Here is a 14711-nt window from a genome sequence, read left to right on the forward strand (position 1 = left end):
TTAAGTCATAATTTTAGTGATATCATTTTAATACAGTTCAATCATGTTACAGAGGGTAAATTTCAAGGTTGAAATTAGTGCTGAAAAATCTAAGGTTTGGGAAGTACTTTGGGGAGCTGAAACCTATCCGAAATGGACTAAGGTTTTTAGTGAAGATTCGCAAGTAAAAACAGATTGGCAGGAAGGAAGCAAGGCTTTGTTTGTAAATGGAGAGGGCAGTGGTATGGTGAGCAGAATTTATAAAAGGATCACCAACGAATTTATGGGCATTGAACATTTAGGCATGTTTGAGAAAGGTATTGAGTTGCCTCCAGATGAAAAGACCAAAGATTGGTTGGGTGCTAAAGAAGATTATACATTAACAGAAGTAAATGCACTGACGACTCTAGAGGTTGGTTTAGATACCATCGAGGAATATCAGTCGTATTTCGAGAAAACGTTTGTTGAAGCGCTTCAAATAGTAAAAGAGTTATCTGAAAATAGCTGAGCTAACTGTAATATGAAGGTTGTAAATCTTGAAAACTCTGTTAATAAATTTTAGATTCATATTGTATTACAAAAAGCTTTATACTATCTTTGCTACATATTTTTAAAAAGACACTTAACAATTATGTTCGATTTTGACCAATATTTAGGATTTTTAGCATTTTTAACCATCTTAACCATAGGGTTTTGGTTAATGATTTTCTTATTAACGTTCGTAATTCCTTACTGGATTGGAGGCGCTTTAATTGAAAGAATGAAAGAAATTAGAGAAGAGAAAAAAGCTAAGCGTCAAAACGCCTAACATTTTTTGACAACATATTAATAAAAAAGGGAAGCTAATAATATTTAGCTTCCCTTTTTTTTGTTGGAGGAGGTTGTTTTAAAAACCTCCCATATCATCGTCGTCCATGCCTCCGCCACCGTTAGGGCGTTCACGTTTCTTTTGTTGGTTGAATCTGTAAATTAAAGATAGATTAACCTGACGTTGTCTCCATTGGAACTCGCTGTAGGTTTCAATACCTTCAGTGAATCTTGTCGATTTACGTTTTCTAGAGTTCAACAAATCTCTAGCATTTAACGAAACCGTAGCATTGTTATTGAAGATATCCTTACTAAAGGCTAGGTCTATAGAGAAAATACCTTCGGTTTCCCCTTGAGCGGTAGCACTCGGGCCACGGTAGTTCATATTAGTTTGCCAATCAATACTTGCAGGAAGTGTTACTTTACTGCTAAAACGTGCGAACCAACTTGTGTTTTTAGTGCCATAATCAATACCATTAAATTCTCCTTCTTTTTCAAACTGGAAGAAGTTAAAACTAGAATTAATGCGTAACCATTTTTCAGGGTTATACATAACACCAACTTCACCACCCGTTCTGGTATTGTTCGATAGGTTTATAGGGATTCTTCGAGTAATTTGAATACCATCAGAAGTATAATATCCGGTGTTTTCCTGAATAAATTCAAACGAGTCTGTTTCGTATTGGTAGTAGATAGAAGAGGTTAAAGTTAATTTATCCCAGCGTTTTAAGTATCCAATATCAAAGGCGCTTGCAAAGGCAGGCTCTAGGTTAGGATTACCTTGAAATACCGTTGTTCGGCTTGAACGCGATGGGAACGGATTTATAAACCAGCTATTAGGTCTGTTAATACGTCTGTTATAACCAAATGAAATATTTTCTTCTGAATCTTCACTACCTCCAGCTAAATTATATATCAAATTCACTGTAGGGAACAGTCCTAAATAATTATTATCAAATGAAGTATCAATAGGATATCCAAAGGCTGTTTGCAGCTCTTCTTCTGTTAAACGAGAGTCAATATCGCCTTTAAGCTGTGTGTTTTCCAGGCGTAAACCCAATAAGAAAGAGAACTCTCCAAATTTGGTTCCGTATTGCGTATACAGGGCATTTACATTCTGGGTATAATCAAAAATGTTCGTTAATGTGTCGTTAACAAAGTAGCTACCATCGCTTATGTCTTCTTGTTGTAGCACGTAATCGGTTAATTTATTTCTGAAATTTCCCCGATAACCAGCTTCAAAACGCGATTTATCATTTATAGGTAACACATAATCGGCTTGTAATAAATACTCTTTTTCATCTTCAACAGTGAAAACATTCTCATTTTGGAAAGAATCAGGGTTTGTTTTGTCAGTGTCAATATAATCTTCGTTAATAACTGTCAATTTATCTTCTGAACCATTTTCATATTGAAAGTCGGCCGTTAATTGGTGTCCGTCATCGTTAAACTTTGTAATGTAGTTTAACGCAACCTGGTATTTATTATCATCTTCACTTTCCTGCTCACTTCTTAAGGTTTTTTCAACGATACTTCCGCCGTTGTAACGATCACTGGTATTAAGCGATAAATCGTCGTCGTTACCAAAATTATAGAATAAACTAGCCGTTACAGAAGTTTTATCACTTAAGAAATATTCAATTCCTGTATTGGCATTGTAATTTCTATTAAGGCGATCGACCTTTTGATCTTCAATGATTCTTTCGTATTCCGGATTAGTAGTTACACCGTCTACGGTTGTTGCCGAGTATTTACTATCGTTAAAGCTGATTCTTGGAGGTGCCGAATAACGGAACCCTAAATTAGAGAACAGGTTGAATTTTTCTGTACGGTAATTTAAATTAGCAGATACTCCTACATTATCTGGATTTCCCAGCGTTAAGTTAAAAGATCCGTTAAACCCTAATGTTTCCTTTTGTCTTAAAATGATATTTAAAATACCCGCAGTACCTTCGGCGTCGTATCTTGCAGAAGGCGATGTTATCACTTCAACACGCTCGATAGCTTCAGCCGGTAACTGACTGAATATATTAGTGTCGCCAAATCCTGCCATAGCAGAAGGTTTTCCGTTAATTAAAATTCTAACATTTTCATTTCCTCTTAAACTAATGGCGCCTTCAACATCAACAGATACAGACGGTACATTGTTTAAAGCGTCGCTAACCGTTCCTCCGGCAGTGGTTAAATCTTTACCAATGTTATATATTTTTTTGTCGAGTTTTATTTCAACCGTAGTTTTTTCAGCAATAATTTCAACCTCGTCTAAAGCAGACAAGTTTTCAATAAGGCCAATAGTTCCTAAATCTTCGTTTTTAGTTAGGTTTTTATTGCTAAGCGTAACTTTTTTGTAAGATATGTATTCGATAGTAATATCATAAATACCTTTAGCAACAGGGATACTAAAATTACCATTGGTGTCTGTTATACAGCCGTCTACAATTTTATTTTCAGATTTACTGAAAAAGGCAACAGTTGCATATTCTAAAGGCATTTTAAGGTCTTTATCAATTACACGTCCTGTAATAATGATATTTTTTTCAGCGACAGGATCTGTGCTTTTGGGTTGGGCAATAAGTGAAAATGTCAAGCCAAAAATTGAAAAGACAGTTAGTAGATATTTGGTCATAGTTGTTTTTTAAAGTATTAGACTTCAAAAAAACATATAAGTTTAGTAGGGTTTTGTTAAAATAAAGTTAATTAGCAAGTTAACCAGAGGTTACCAAGTAGTTATTTTTTTTGCGTTAGTAAAAGCACCTGCGAGAAGTTAGCGTGACCAGCAGAAGTCGCTGCTTTCCCCATTTCTGATATATTATAGATGAACGACCCTAAGAGAACATCATCTTTTTTGTCGTTGTTAAAATCGGCAATTTCCATAGTTAGCCATTTTCCATCTTTTGCCTGAGGTAAATGCGATGCCGTAAAATTCATGTTGCCATCATTTTGCAGATAAACAAAACTTTCATTAGGTTTATCTAATTGTGAATAAAATGAAATGGCTACAATGTCTAAATCGTTATCGCTATCAAAATCTCCGGTCATAACTTTACTACATCCACTAAAAGAGTAGAAGTAGCTTTCTTTAAAATGGTTTTTACCATCATTTAGGTAAATTCTAAATCCGTGATAGGGTTTTTCTATAGGAGATAAATCCCAATTATCCCCGTTACTTACAATAAGGTCGCTAAATCCGTCTTTATTTATATCTACCAGTTCCAGATAGCTAACACCGTATACAGGTGGAAATTCAACCACTTTATCTTCTTCAAAAATACCATTACCCTGATTGTAAAAAATGGAAACGCGCTCAAAAGCCTGAGCCATTAGAGCAACTACATCTGGTTTACCGTCGTTGTTCATGTCTTTTATATAGGCTACACGAGCTCCGGGAAGGTAACTTAGTACATGTTCCTTATTAACATCAAAATCCTCGTACCAGGCTAGTTTACCCGTATAATTTCCAAAATTACAAACAACTACATCTTTTTTATTGTCATTATTTAAATCGCCAGTAACAAAATGTACAGGCCGTTTTAAGTTTTGAATAAAAATATTATCGTTACTGTTTTGAGAAGGATAGAGGCTCGCTAGCACACCTTTTTCTTGGTCTGACGGCGCAAAATGACCTATACCTAAAATTAAAGGCGATTTATTATCTCGAAATTCAGCATGAGTGGCGGGGCTGTTTAATTTCCAATGGCCCGTTAATTCTCCTGTGTTTTTTACGGCATAGAGGTTGTTGAAATCTCCAATATATAATTCTGAAGTTTTTTTATTGTATTCCAACATGGTAACCATTGGCATTTTGTTATCGCCTACGGTGATATATTGGGCTTCGAAAGGCATTAAATTGTTGTTAACAGGCGTATTGTTTTTAGCAACCGGAAGTTTTGAGGGTGCTTCGCTTTTATAGTATTTTACAATTTTTTCCCAGTCATCATCCAGAATAATTTGATTATTCGGAAAGATATTCAGGCTTTTTATAATTTGAATTTCTTTGGGATCTAAATCTTTATAAGGGTCTGTTTTTGAATCTTTAACCCCTAAACGAAGTCCCATGTTTGGCAAAACTTTATCTGTCCAGGTGGTTTTGTCTAATAAATTTGGTTCTGGAAAAAGGTGACACATGGTACAGTATCTTTTCGCTAATTCCCGTCCGCTCAATTGTTCGGTGTTTTCTAATTTAGTTACCGGTACTGTAGTTGTTTTAGAATATGATTTAAGGGTAAAAAAAAGTAATGCCGATAGCATTACCAAGGGAAGGACATAAGCCAATACTTTTTTCATACTTAGGAAGGTCAGTTTTAAAAAATTAAATATAAATAAAAACCTTCCTAAATATGATTTCAGAATTTAAAAAATTTCAGCAATTTTTTCTGTTGGTCTTCCAACCACGCCTTTATCGCCATTTATGACTATAGGGCGCTCTATTAATTTCGGATTTTCAACCATAGCTTTAATGATTTGTGAATCACTCAAGTCTTTTCCTTTGTAATCGGATTTCCAAACGGCTTCATTTTTTCTAACTAATTCCATTGGAGTAATTCCCAGAAGTTTAATAATTTCCGTTAATTCGGCTTCGGTAGGAACGTTTTCAAGATATTTTACAATTTCGAAGTCTTTACCAGCATCTTCTAAAAATTGTACACCTAAACGAGATTTACTGCATCGGTTGTTGTGATATATTTTAATCATGAGATATGAATATTATAAGATTTTAATTCGTCAATTAATTGTTCAGGATTTTTAAAGTGAATTCCGTTTATTTTTAATGCTTTTGCAGCCTCGATATTTCGGAGGTTGTCATCAATAAAAAGCGCGTTTTCAGGATTTATATTGAAACGGTTTAACGTAATGTCGTAAATGTCTTTAAAAGGTTTTCTGGTGTTTTCATCTCCAGAAACCACAATACCATCAAACCACTTTAAAAATTCAAATCGTCTTTGGGCGATAGGGAAGGTTTCGTTACTCCAATTGGTTAAAGCGACCACTTTATAGTTGTTAGACTGAATGAACTTGTCTAAGATAGCTACTGTGCCTTCGATGGCTCCTCCTAGCATTTTTTCCCAATCACCGTAAAACATACGTATATAAGATTCGTATTCAGGGTGTTTATTAACTAAATCTTCGGTGGCCTGAGCTAGTGGATAGCCAGCGTCCTGATTTTCATTCCAGTCGCCAGTGCAAATGTTTTGTAAAAACCATTTCGTTTTTTCTTTGTCGCCATTAAAGGCTTCTAAAAACACATACTCAGGGTTCCAGTCAATTAGTACGCCGCCTAAATCGAAAATTATAGTATCTATCATAGTGTGTTATCGTCTTCAACTTTTTGTCCCATCATCATGAGATAGGCTTTTAAAAACGGACCAATATTTCCATCCATAACGGCATCTACATTACTTGTTTCATGACTTGTTCTAACATCCTTAACCAATTTATAGGGTTGCATGACGTAGTTACGAATCTGGCTTCCCCACTCAATTTTCATTTTACTAGCCTCAATATCTTCACGCTGCGCCATTTGCTTTTGCAGTTCAATTTCATAAAGTTGAGATTTAAGCATTTGCATGGCACGTGCACGGTTATCATGTTGCGAACGGGTTTCGGAACATGAAATTTGAATACCTGTAGGTTTATGCGTTAACTGAACTTTAGTTTCTACCTTATTCACGTTTTGTCCACCGGCACCACTTGATCTGGCAGTTGTAATTTCAATATCAGCAGGGTTGATTTCAATTTCAATAGTGTCGTCAACTAAAGGATACACGTAAACCGAAGCAAAACTGGTGTGACGTTTAGCGTTGCTGTCAAATGGAGAAATACGCACTAAGCGATGCACACCATTTTCACCTTTAAGCCAACCGAACGCGAAGTCGCCTTCGATTTCTAGAGTTACGGTTTTTATCCCGGCAACATCACCTTCCTGAAAGTTTAATTCTTTAACTTTAAATCCGCTTTTTTCGGCGTACATTAGGTACATGCGCATCAACATACTTGCCCAGTCGCAGCTTTCAGTGCCACCGGCACCAGCGGTAATTTGCAATACGGCACTCAGGCTGTCACCTTCATCTGAAAGCATGTTTTTAAACTCAGTATCTTCTAAAAGCACAGAAGCTTTATCGTACTGGTTTTGTACATCTTCTTCGGTAGATTCACCTTCTTTATAAAACTCATAAAGAACATCTAAATCTTCAATAAGTGTTTTTATGGTATTGTAATCTTCAACCCATTTTTTTTTCACACGAAGCGATTTCATAATAGCTTCGGCAGCTTTTGGATCGTTCCAGAAATCGGGGTCAAAGGTTTTTTCTTCTTCGTTTTGTATTTCAATAAGTTTTCTATCTAAGTCAAAGATAGTGCCTTAGTTTATCAAGGCGGGTGTTAAGATCTTTAATTTGATCGGAAGTTATCATATGTCAATTTTATAGTATTCGCCAAGTATTGGCTTTTATTTTCAACAAAAATAAAATTTAAAGGAAGAGCAGAAAAGTATTGTTGAGATAATTTTATAGTTTTACTCGACAATTTAGCTTTTAATTTCTTTTTTAGATGAAAATAGATTTACGCAGCGATACCGTTACAAAACCAAGTAAAGACATGCTTGAAGCTATGATGCAAGCACAAGTTGGGGATGATGTCTTCCGCGAGGATGAAACCATGAATATCCTTGAAAAACGAATTGCTGACATGTTCGGAAAAGAGCAGGCGCTGTTTTTTCCGAGTGGTACGATGGCTAACCAAACGGCTATAAAATTACATACCAATCCGGGAGAACAGGTGATTTGTGATAAGTATGCTCACATTTATAATTATGAATCGGGCGGAGCGTCTTTTAATAGTGGCGTGTCCTGTAAATTGATAGATGGCAATCGAGGTATGTTTACTGCAGATCAGGTTGTAGAAGCTATAAATCCGGATGCTTATTATTATGCAAAAACCAGTTTGGTAGAAGTTGAAAACACGACTAATAAGGGCGGTGGTGCGTGCTGGGATTACCAAGAATTATTAAAGATAAAGGAAGTATGCAATACCCATAATTTCGGATTTCATTTAGACGGTGCGCGATTATGGCATGCGTTGGTTGCAAAAAATGAAACACCCAAACAATATGGCGATGTATTCGATACGATTTCGGTGTGCTTAAGTAAAGGTTTGGGGTGCCCTGTGGGGTCGGTTTTAGTAGGAGATGCCGATATAATGAAGGAGGCTTTAAGAGTCCGTAAAATATTTGGTGGCAATATGCGTCAGGTGGGGTATCTGGCGGCTGCCGGGTTGTATGCTTTAGATAACAACATTAATCGTTTAGCAGAAGATCACAAAAAGGCTAAAGAGTTAGGAGAAGCGCTTGGTAAATTATCAGCGGTAAAATCTGTAGAGGCGATCGAAACAAACATTGTTATTTTTGAATTGCACGCCGATGTTGATGAGAATGCTTTCCTAAACAAATTAGAAGAAAATAACATTCATATTATTGGTATGGGTGGAGGTAAGCTACGCATGGTAACTCACCTCGATTATACCAATAGTATGCATGAAAAAGTTTTGGAGTGTCTCCAAACTTTTTAGATTTACTTAAACAAATCCATACCGGGTATGTTTGGCATACCTTCTTTAGCAACGGCAGCTAATTCAGCTTCGTTTACTTTAGTCGCTTTTTCAATAGCCTTGTTTAAAGTTAGAATTAAATAGTCTTCAAGTTGCTCTTTATCTTCTAGAAGCTCATCGTCAATGTCAATAGATTTAATAGTTCGGTTTGCTGTTAATGTAATTTTTAATTTGTTGTCATTACTAGACTCATCAATTAAAACAGTGTCCAAACGTTTTTTTGTATCTTCAACTTTTTGCTGGGTTTCTTTAAGTTTTCCCATCATATTCATCATATCTCCAAACATAGTGTGTGATTTTTTGTGACAAATTTAGGGATTCAAGACTAAATTGAAATTAAATTCCTTGAAAAATGAAAAACTTCAACATTATATTAATCATTAGCATTATTTTTGCGAACTCGTGTAAAAAAGAAGCGAAAATGACAGAAAGTAAAGTTTTAGCAACTCCACCAAAAGCTACCATAAAACCAAAAGAACTTACAATGCATGGCGACGTAAGGATAGATAATTACTATTGGTTAAATGAAAGAGAAAATCCGGAAGTGATTGATTATTTGAATGCAGAGAATGACTATACCAAAGCAGTCATGTCTCATACCGAAGGATTTCAAAAGGAGTTATTTGAAGAGATGAAAGGCCGAATTAAGGAAGACGACACTACAGTTCCTTACAAGTTAAATGGCTATTGGTACATTACACGTTACGAAAAAGGGAAGGATTACCCCGTTTATGCCAGAAAGAAGGAAACCTTAGATGCTCCTGAAGAAATTTTGTTCGATTGTAACGTTATGGCGGAAGGGCATTCGTTTTTCAATTTAGGAAGTATTTCTATCAGCCCGGATAACACCATGGCAAGTTTTTCATTAGATACCGTTGGAAGACGCCAGTACACTATTCAAGTTAAGAATTTGGTAACTGGTGAAATTTACCCTGATAAAATCGAGAACACAACCAGTAGCAGCACCTGGGCAAGTGATAATAAAACTTTGTTTTACTGTATAAAAGATGAAGTAACCCTTCGTTCTAGTAAAATAATGAAGCATAAATTAGGATCAGAGGCTAAAGATGATGTTGAGGTGTTTCATGAAACCGATGATACCTTTAACACGTTTGTGTATAAAACGAAATCTAAGAAATACATCGTTATAGGATCTTCAAGCACGTTAACTACCGAATACCGTATTTTAAATGCCGATACTCCGGATGGTGAATTTAGAATGTTTCAGGAGCGTCAACGTGATTTAGAATACAGCATAGCACATTATAATGATCAGTTTTATATTATCGCAAATAATGATGGCGCTACCAATTTTCAACTTTTAAAAACGCATGAAAATGCTACAAGTATTGAAAACTGGCAAGAAGTTATTCCGCATCGTAAAGATGTTCTACTAGAAGATATTGAAATTTTCAAAGATTATTTAGTCGTTAACGAACGTGAAAACGGATTGAATAATCTTAGAATTATGAGTTGGGACGGTAAGGAAGATTATTATTTACCGTTTGAAAGTGAGACTTACACGACATATATTGGTAATAATCCGGATTTTGATAGTGATGTGTTGCGTTACGGATATAATTCGCTAACATCACCAAGTTCTGTGGTGGATTATAATTTCAAAACCAAAACCAAAGAGATTAAGAAGGAACAAGAAGTTTTAGGAGGTAAATTCGATAAGAATAATTACGAATCTAAACGTGTTTGGGCAACAGCTCGTGATGGTGCAAAAGTGCCAATCTCCTTAGTCTATAAAAAAGGTACCAAGCTAGATGGCACAAGTCCGTTGTTACAATATGCTTATGGTTCTTATGGTCACACTATCGATCCGTCATTCTCATCGGTACGTTTAAGTTTATTAGATCGTGGGTTTATTTATGCGATTGCTCATATTCGCGGAGGCGAGTATTTAGGACGCGACTGGTATGAAACAGGAAAACTGTTAACCAAGCTGAATACTTTCAACGATTTTATCGATTGTTCGAAATATTTAATAGAAGAAAATTATACGTCGGCAGACCATTTGTATGCCTACGGAGGTTCAGCCGGAGGTTTGTTGATGGGAGCTGTAATGAATATGAATCCCGAATTATATCATGGGATTATTGCAGCAGTACCTTTTGTAGATGTGGTAACAACCATGCTGGATGATTCTATACCGTTAACAACAGGAGAATATGACGAATGGGGAAATCCGAATGAAGAGGAATACTATCATTATATGAAATCATATTCACCATACGATAATGTAGACGCTAAGGCTTACCCAAATACTTTAGTAACAACTGGACTTCATGATTCACAGGTGCAATACTGGGAGCCGGCAAAATGGGTAGCGAAGTTACGAGAATTAAAAACCGATTCTAATAAATTGTTATTACACACCGATATGGATTCTGGTCACGGTGGTGCTTCAGGACGCTTTGAAAGTCTAAAAGAAGTGGCCTTAGAATATGCCTTTTTATTAGATTTAGAGGCAAGTTATGGTCAGTAAAAAAAAAAAACTTATTTTTGTCAGGTTTTAGGTTGCAAATATTTTCAGTAATATTACCGTAGCTTATAAAAAGCATTTATGAAAAACAAAAAACAGGTTTTCGACAATGTATTAGATTTAGTGGGGAACACCCCGCTAATCAAGCTTAATAGAATGGTCTCAAATTTTAAAGGTAACTTCTACGCAAAAGTAGAGTCTTTTAACCCTGGGCACTCTTCTAAAGACAGAACAGCACTTTACATTATCGAGCAAGCAGAAAAGAAAGGTATTTTAAAACCAGGCGATACCATTATTGAAACAACATCAGGAAATACTGGTTTCAGTATAGCCATGGTAAGTATCATTAAAGGTTATGAGTGTATTTTAGCAGTAAGTTCTAAATCTTCACCAGATAAAATAGACATGTTAAAAACCATGGGAGCAAAAGTATATGTTTGCCCTGCTCATGTTCCTGCAGATGACCCAAGATCGTATTACGAAGTAGCAAAACGTATCCATGAGGAGACTCCTGGATCGATTTACATCAATCAGTATTTTAATGAATTAAATATTGATGCGCATTACGATTCAACAGGTCCGGAAATCTGGAATCAAACCGAAGGTAAAATCACGCATTTAGTAGCTTGTAGTGGTACCGGAGGAACAATTTCAGGAACGGCAAGATACTTAAAAGAGCAAAATCCAAACGTTAAGATAATTGGTGTTGATGCTTTTGGGTCTGTAATTAAAAAATACCACGAAACTAGAGAGTTTGATAAAAATGAAATTTACCCGTACCGTATAGAAGGTTTAGGTAAAAATTTAATTCCTGGTGCTACAGATTTCGATATTATCGATGATTTTGTAAAAGTAACCGATGAGGAAAGTGCTCATACCGCGAGAGAACTGGCAAGAACCGAAGGGTTGTTTTCAGGTTATACTTCAGGAGCGGCTATGCAAGCCATAAAGCAACTAGACGAAAGAGGAGAGTTTAAAGAAGGAGATCAGGTAGTTGTTATATTTCCAGATCATGGATCGCGATATATGAGTAAAGTATACAGTGATAAATGGATGCAGGATCAAGGCTTTTTCGACGCTCAAAATGAGGTTACTGCAGAAAATATTCAGTACGTAAAATAAGTGCAAAAACAATATATATAAAGAGATGATAATTGTTTCAAAAACAAGAAATCATCTCTTTATTTTTTTTGTAAATAATTGAACCCTAAAAATTATGTACAAAGAATTTAAATATTTAATTTTGCAGCAGCTAACTAAGAACTATAAAGCTTTCTTTTAACAGGCTAAAACAAGGGGTAAGCCTCGTGTTTCCTAAATAAAAGCCACTTCAAGTTAATAGTTAAAGCTTAAATTTAATAGCAATAAGATTTATAATAAATGAAGGATTTATTTGAAAAAATTTATAAAGACAAAGGTCCGTTAGGTAAATGGGCATCTCAAGCTGAAGGCTATTTTGTATTCCCAAAATTAGAAGGTCAGATTTCTAACCGAATGAAGTTTCAAGGGAAAGAAGTGATTACCTGGAGTATAAACGATTACTTAGGTTTAGCTAATCACCCTGAAATTCGTAAAGTAGATGGAGAAGCTGGTGTAGAATACGGATCGGCGTATCCAATGGGAGCAAGAATGATGTCTGGTCATACAGACCTTCATGAGTTACTTCAAAAAGAGTTAGCAGAATTTGTAAATAAAGAAGCAGCATATTTATTAAACTTTGGTTACCAAGGAATGGTATCGACTATCGATGCATTGGTTTCTAAAGATGATATCATTGTTTACGATGTAGATGCACATGCATGTATTATTGACGGTGTTCGTTTACACATGGGTAAACGTTTTACTTATAAGCACAATGATGTTGAAAGTTTAGAGAAAAACTTAGAGCGTGCTACAAAAATGGCTGAACAAACCGGAGGTGGAATTTTAGTGATTTCAGAAGGTGTGTTTGGTATGCGTGGTGAGCAAGGTAAATTAAAAGAAATTGCGGCGCTTAAAAAGAAATATAACTTCAGGTTCTTAGTTGATGATGCACATGGTTTCGGTACTTTAGGTAAAACCGGTGCAGGAGCAGGTGAAGAGCAAGGAGTTCAGGATGATATTGACGTGTACTTCGCAACATTTGCTAAGTCTATGGCTGGTACGGGTGCATTTATTGCAGCAGATCAGGAAATCATAGATTATTTAAAGTACAACTTACGTTCTCAAATGTTTGCTAAGTCATTACAAATGCAATTAGTTGTAGGGGCAAGAAAGCGTTTAGAAATGCTTAAAACCATGCCAGAGTTAAAAGATAAACTTTGGGAAAATGTAAATGCATTACAATCTGGTTTAAAAGAAAGAGGTTTCGATATCGGAACAACACAAAGTTGCGTAACACCAGTGTACTTAAAAGGAAGTATTCCTGAAGCGATGGCTTTAGTTAAGGATTTACGTGAGAACTATGGTATTTTCTGTTCTATAGTAGTGTATCCTGTAATTCCTAAAGGATTAATTTTATTACGATTAATACCTACAGCGACACATACATTAGAAGATGTTAGAGTTACTTTAGATGCTTTTGATGGTATTAGAGAGAGATTAGAAAACGGAACGTATAAGCGTTTATCTGCAGGGGTAGTTGCAGCTATGGGTGAGTAGTAGTCCGGTTATTAAATAATAAAAAAGCGCCGTTAGAAATAACGGCGCTTTTTTTATGCTTATAAATTTTTTCTGTAGGTTCGTCGTTTAGCGTAAACCGTAGCATCGAAATGCTTCCATATTTGTTTTATAGCTATGTTATCGTCTAACTCTGGTGTTCTCACGCAGGTTTCAACGCCTTTTTCTTTAAATGTATCGTAGAATTCATTAAAAATTAGGGCATGAACGCCTTTGTTTTGATACTCTGGGTGAACACCAATTAAATAGAAAATAGCACTTTTACTATTCTTTTTGGCTCGTAAAATATGAGCGAACCCAAACGGGAATAATTTTCCTTTAGCTTTCTGTAAAGCCTCTGCAAATGAAGGAAGAACAACAGCAAATGCTACTAAATTATCATCTTTGTCTACTATAAATTTAATGTATTCAGGATTAACAAATCCGATAAATTTCTTTTTGAAATATTCTTTTTGAATATCGGTAACTGCAACAAACGACGATAGTTTAGCATAAGTGTCATTAAATAAATCGAACATGCGATCTACATAAGGCATAACTTCAGATGTTTTTGTGAAGTTCAAAGCTTTTAACTGGTAACGCCTCGTTACAATGTCGTTAAGTTTTACAAATACCTTTGGGTCAACATTACTAAATGAAAAACTACTTTCGGAATACGATTTTTCAATATTATAACCTAAAGCTTCATAATGTTTAATGTAGTATGAGTGGTTATACCAGGTTACCATAGTCGCTCTTGTTTCAAACCCGTCATACATCACCCCAACTTTATCTAAATTAGAAAACCCAACAGGGCCCTCGGTGTAGTCTAAATTGTGTTCACGACCAATTTCCTCTACTTTTTCTAATAGGGTTTTAGAGACCTCCAAATCGTCAATAAAATCAAACCAGCCAAAGCGCATTTTTTTGATGTTTTGTCCGTTAACTTCAAGCCAGTTTATCATAGCGGCTACACGACCAACAACTTCATTATTTTTGTAAGCCAGAAAAAGGGTAGCCTCGGCATCATTAAAAACTGGGTTTTCGTTAACATCGAAAGTCTTCATTTCTTCAGTTATAATTGGTGGTACCCAGTATTTGGAATCTTTGTATAGCTTGAAAGGAAACTTTACAAAGTTTTTTAAATCTTTTTTAGTTTTAACTTCTTTTAGTGTAATCATAAAGTGGTTTAAAA

General features: G+C 35.5%; 13 protein-coding genes. 6 read left to right on the forward strand and 7 right to left on the reverse strand.

Features of this window, described 5'->3' with window-relative positions; translation table 11 throughout:
• Positions 1 to 43 precede the first annotated feature (43 nt).
• On the forward strand, positions 44 to 487 hold the full coding sequence (locus RBH94_RS11650) for an SRPBCC domain-containing protein (protein WP_307881051.1): 444 nt from the start codon (positions 44 to 46) through the stop codon (positions 485 to 487).
• A 123-nt stretch (positions 488 to 610) separates the two neighbouring features.
• Positions 611 to 787: a hypothetical protein gene (locus RBH94_RS11655; protein ID WP_188215779.1), complete on the forward strand. Its 177-nt coding sequence runs from the start codon at positions 611 to 613 to the stop codon at positions 785 to 787.
• A gap of 78 nt (positions 788 to 865) precedes the next feature.
• Here RBH94_RS11655 and RBH94_RS11660 read toward each other — a convergent pair whose 3' ends face one another.
• The 5 genes from RBH94_RS11660 to prfB form a co-directional block, all read right to left on the reverse strand.
• Positions 866 to 3412, reverse strand: a complete 2547-nt coding sequence (locus RBH94_RS11660; protein WP_307881052.1) for an outer membrane beta-barrel protein — start codon at positions 3410 to 3412, stop codon at positions 866 to 868.
• Positions 3413 to 3513: 101 nt separating this feature from the next.
• On the reverse strand, positions 3514 to 5070 hold the full coding sequence (locus RBH94_RS11665) for a VCBS repeat-containing protein (protein ID WP_307881053.1): 1557 nt from the start codon (positions 5068 to 5070) through the stop codon (positions 3514 to 3516).
• A 66-nt stretch (positions 5071 to 5136) separates the two neighbouring features.
• A complete protein-coding gene (arsC, locus tag RBH94_RS11670) occupies positions 5137 to 5478 on the reverse strand; it encodes an arsenate reductase (glutaredoxin) (RefSeq protein WP_307881054.1) in 342 nt (113 codons plus the stop codon).
• Positions 5475 to 6089: an HAD family phosphatase gene (locus tag RBH94_RS11675; RefSeq protein ID WP_307881055.1), complete on the reverse strand. Its 615-nt coding sequence runs from the start codon at positions 6087 to 6089 to the stop codon at positions 5475 to 5477. The genes arsC and RBH94_RS11675 overlap by 4 nt, the downstream gene beginning before the upstream one ends.
• Positions 6086 to 7196 (reverse strand): peptide chain release factor 2 gene (gene prfB, locus RBH94_RS11680; RefSeq protein WP_307881056.1). Its coding sequence is split into 2 segments (ribosomal slippage): positions 6086 to 7132 and positions 7134 to 7196, totalling 1110 coding nucleotides; the frame shifts between segments, so codons are not numbered across the junction. The genes RBH94_RS11675 and prfB overlap by 4 nt, the downstream gene beginning before the upstream one ends.
• 136 nt (positions 7197 to 7332) lie before the next feature.
• Between prfB and RBH94_RS11685 the strand changes: the two genes are divergently transcribed.
• Entirely contained in the window at positions 7333 to 8349 is a 1017-nt protein-coding gene (locus RBH94_RS11685) for a low specificity L-threonine aldolase (protein WP_307881057.1), read from the forward strand.
• A 2-nt stretch (positions 8350 to 8351) separates the two neighbouring features.
• On the opposite strand, the gene RBH94_RS11690 is transcribed toward RBH94_RS11685, so the two are convergent.
• Entirely contained in the window at positions 8352 to 8675 is a 324-nt protein-coding gene (locus RBH94_RS11690; RefSeq protein WP_307881058.1) for a YbaB/EbfC family nucleoid-associated protein, read from the reverse strand.
• Between the two features lie 134 nt (positions 8676 to 8809).
• Here RBH94_RS11690 and RBH94_RS11695 point away from each other — a divergent pair, with 134 nt between their 5' ends.
• The 3 genes from RBH94_RS11695 (at position 8810) to RBH94_RS11705 (ending at position 13519) form a co-directional block, all read left to right on the forward strand.
• The gene (locus tag RBH94_RS11695; RefSeq protein WP_307881059.1) at positions 8810 to 10882 is read left to right on the forward strand and encodes a S9 family peptidase; all 2073 of its coding nucleotides are present in this window, start codon (positions 8810 to 8812) and stop codon (positions 10880 to 10882) included.
• A gap of 78 nt (positions 10883 to 10960) precedes the next feature.
• Complete coding sequence (locus RBH94_RS11700) at positions 10961 to 12001, forward strand: PLP-dependent cysteine synthase family protein (protein WP_307881060.1); 1041 nt, start codon at positions 10961 to 10963, stop codon at positions 11999 to 12001.
• Positions 12002 to 12259: 258 nt separating this feature from the next.
• Positions 12260 to 13519: an aminotransferase class I/II-fold pyridoxal phosphate-dependent enzyme gene (locus tag RBH94_RS11705; protein WP_188224657.1), complete on the forward strand. Its 1260-nt coding sequence runs from the start codon at positions 12260 to 12262 to the stop codon at positions 13517 to 13519.
• Positions 13520 to 13578: 59 nt separating this feature from the next.
• Here the strand turns inward: RBH94_RS11705 and RBH94_RS11710 are convergent, their stop codons facing one another.
• Positions 13579 to 14697: a GNAT family N-acetyltransferase gene (locus tag RBH94_RS11710; RefSeq protein WP_307881061.1), complete on the reverse strand. Its 1119-nt coding sequence runs from the start codon at positions 14695 to 14697 to the stop codon at positions 13579 to 13581.
• Positions 14698 to 14711 lie beyond the last annotated feature (14 nt).

This window comes from Aestuariibaculum sp. YM273 (genome assembly GCF_030908365.1).
GTDB lineage: Bacteria > Bacteroidota > Bacteroidia > Flavobacteriales > Flavobacteriaceae > Aestuariibaculum > Aestuariibaculum marinum.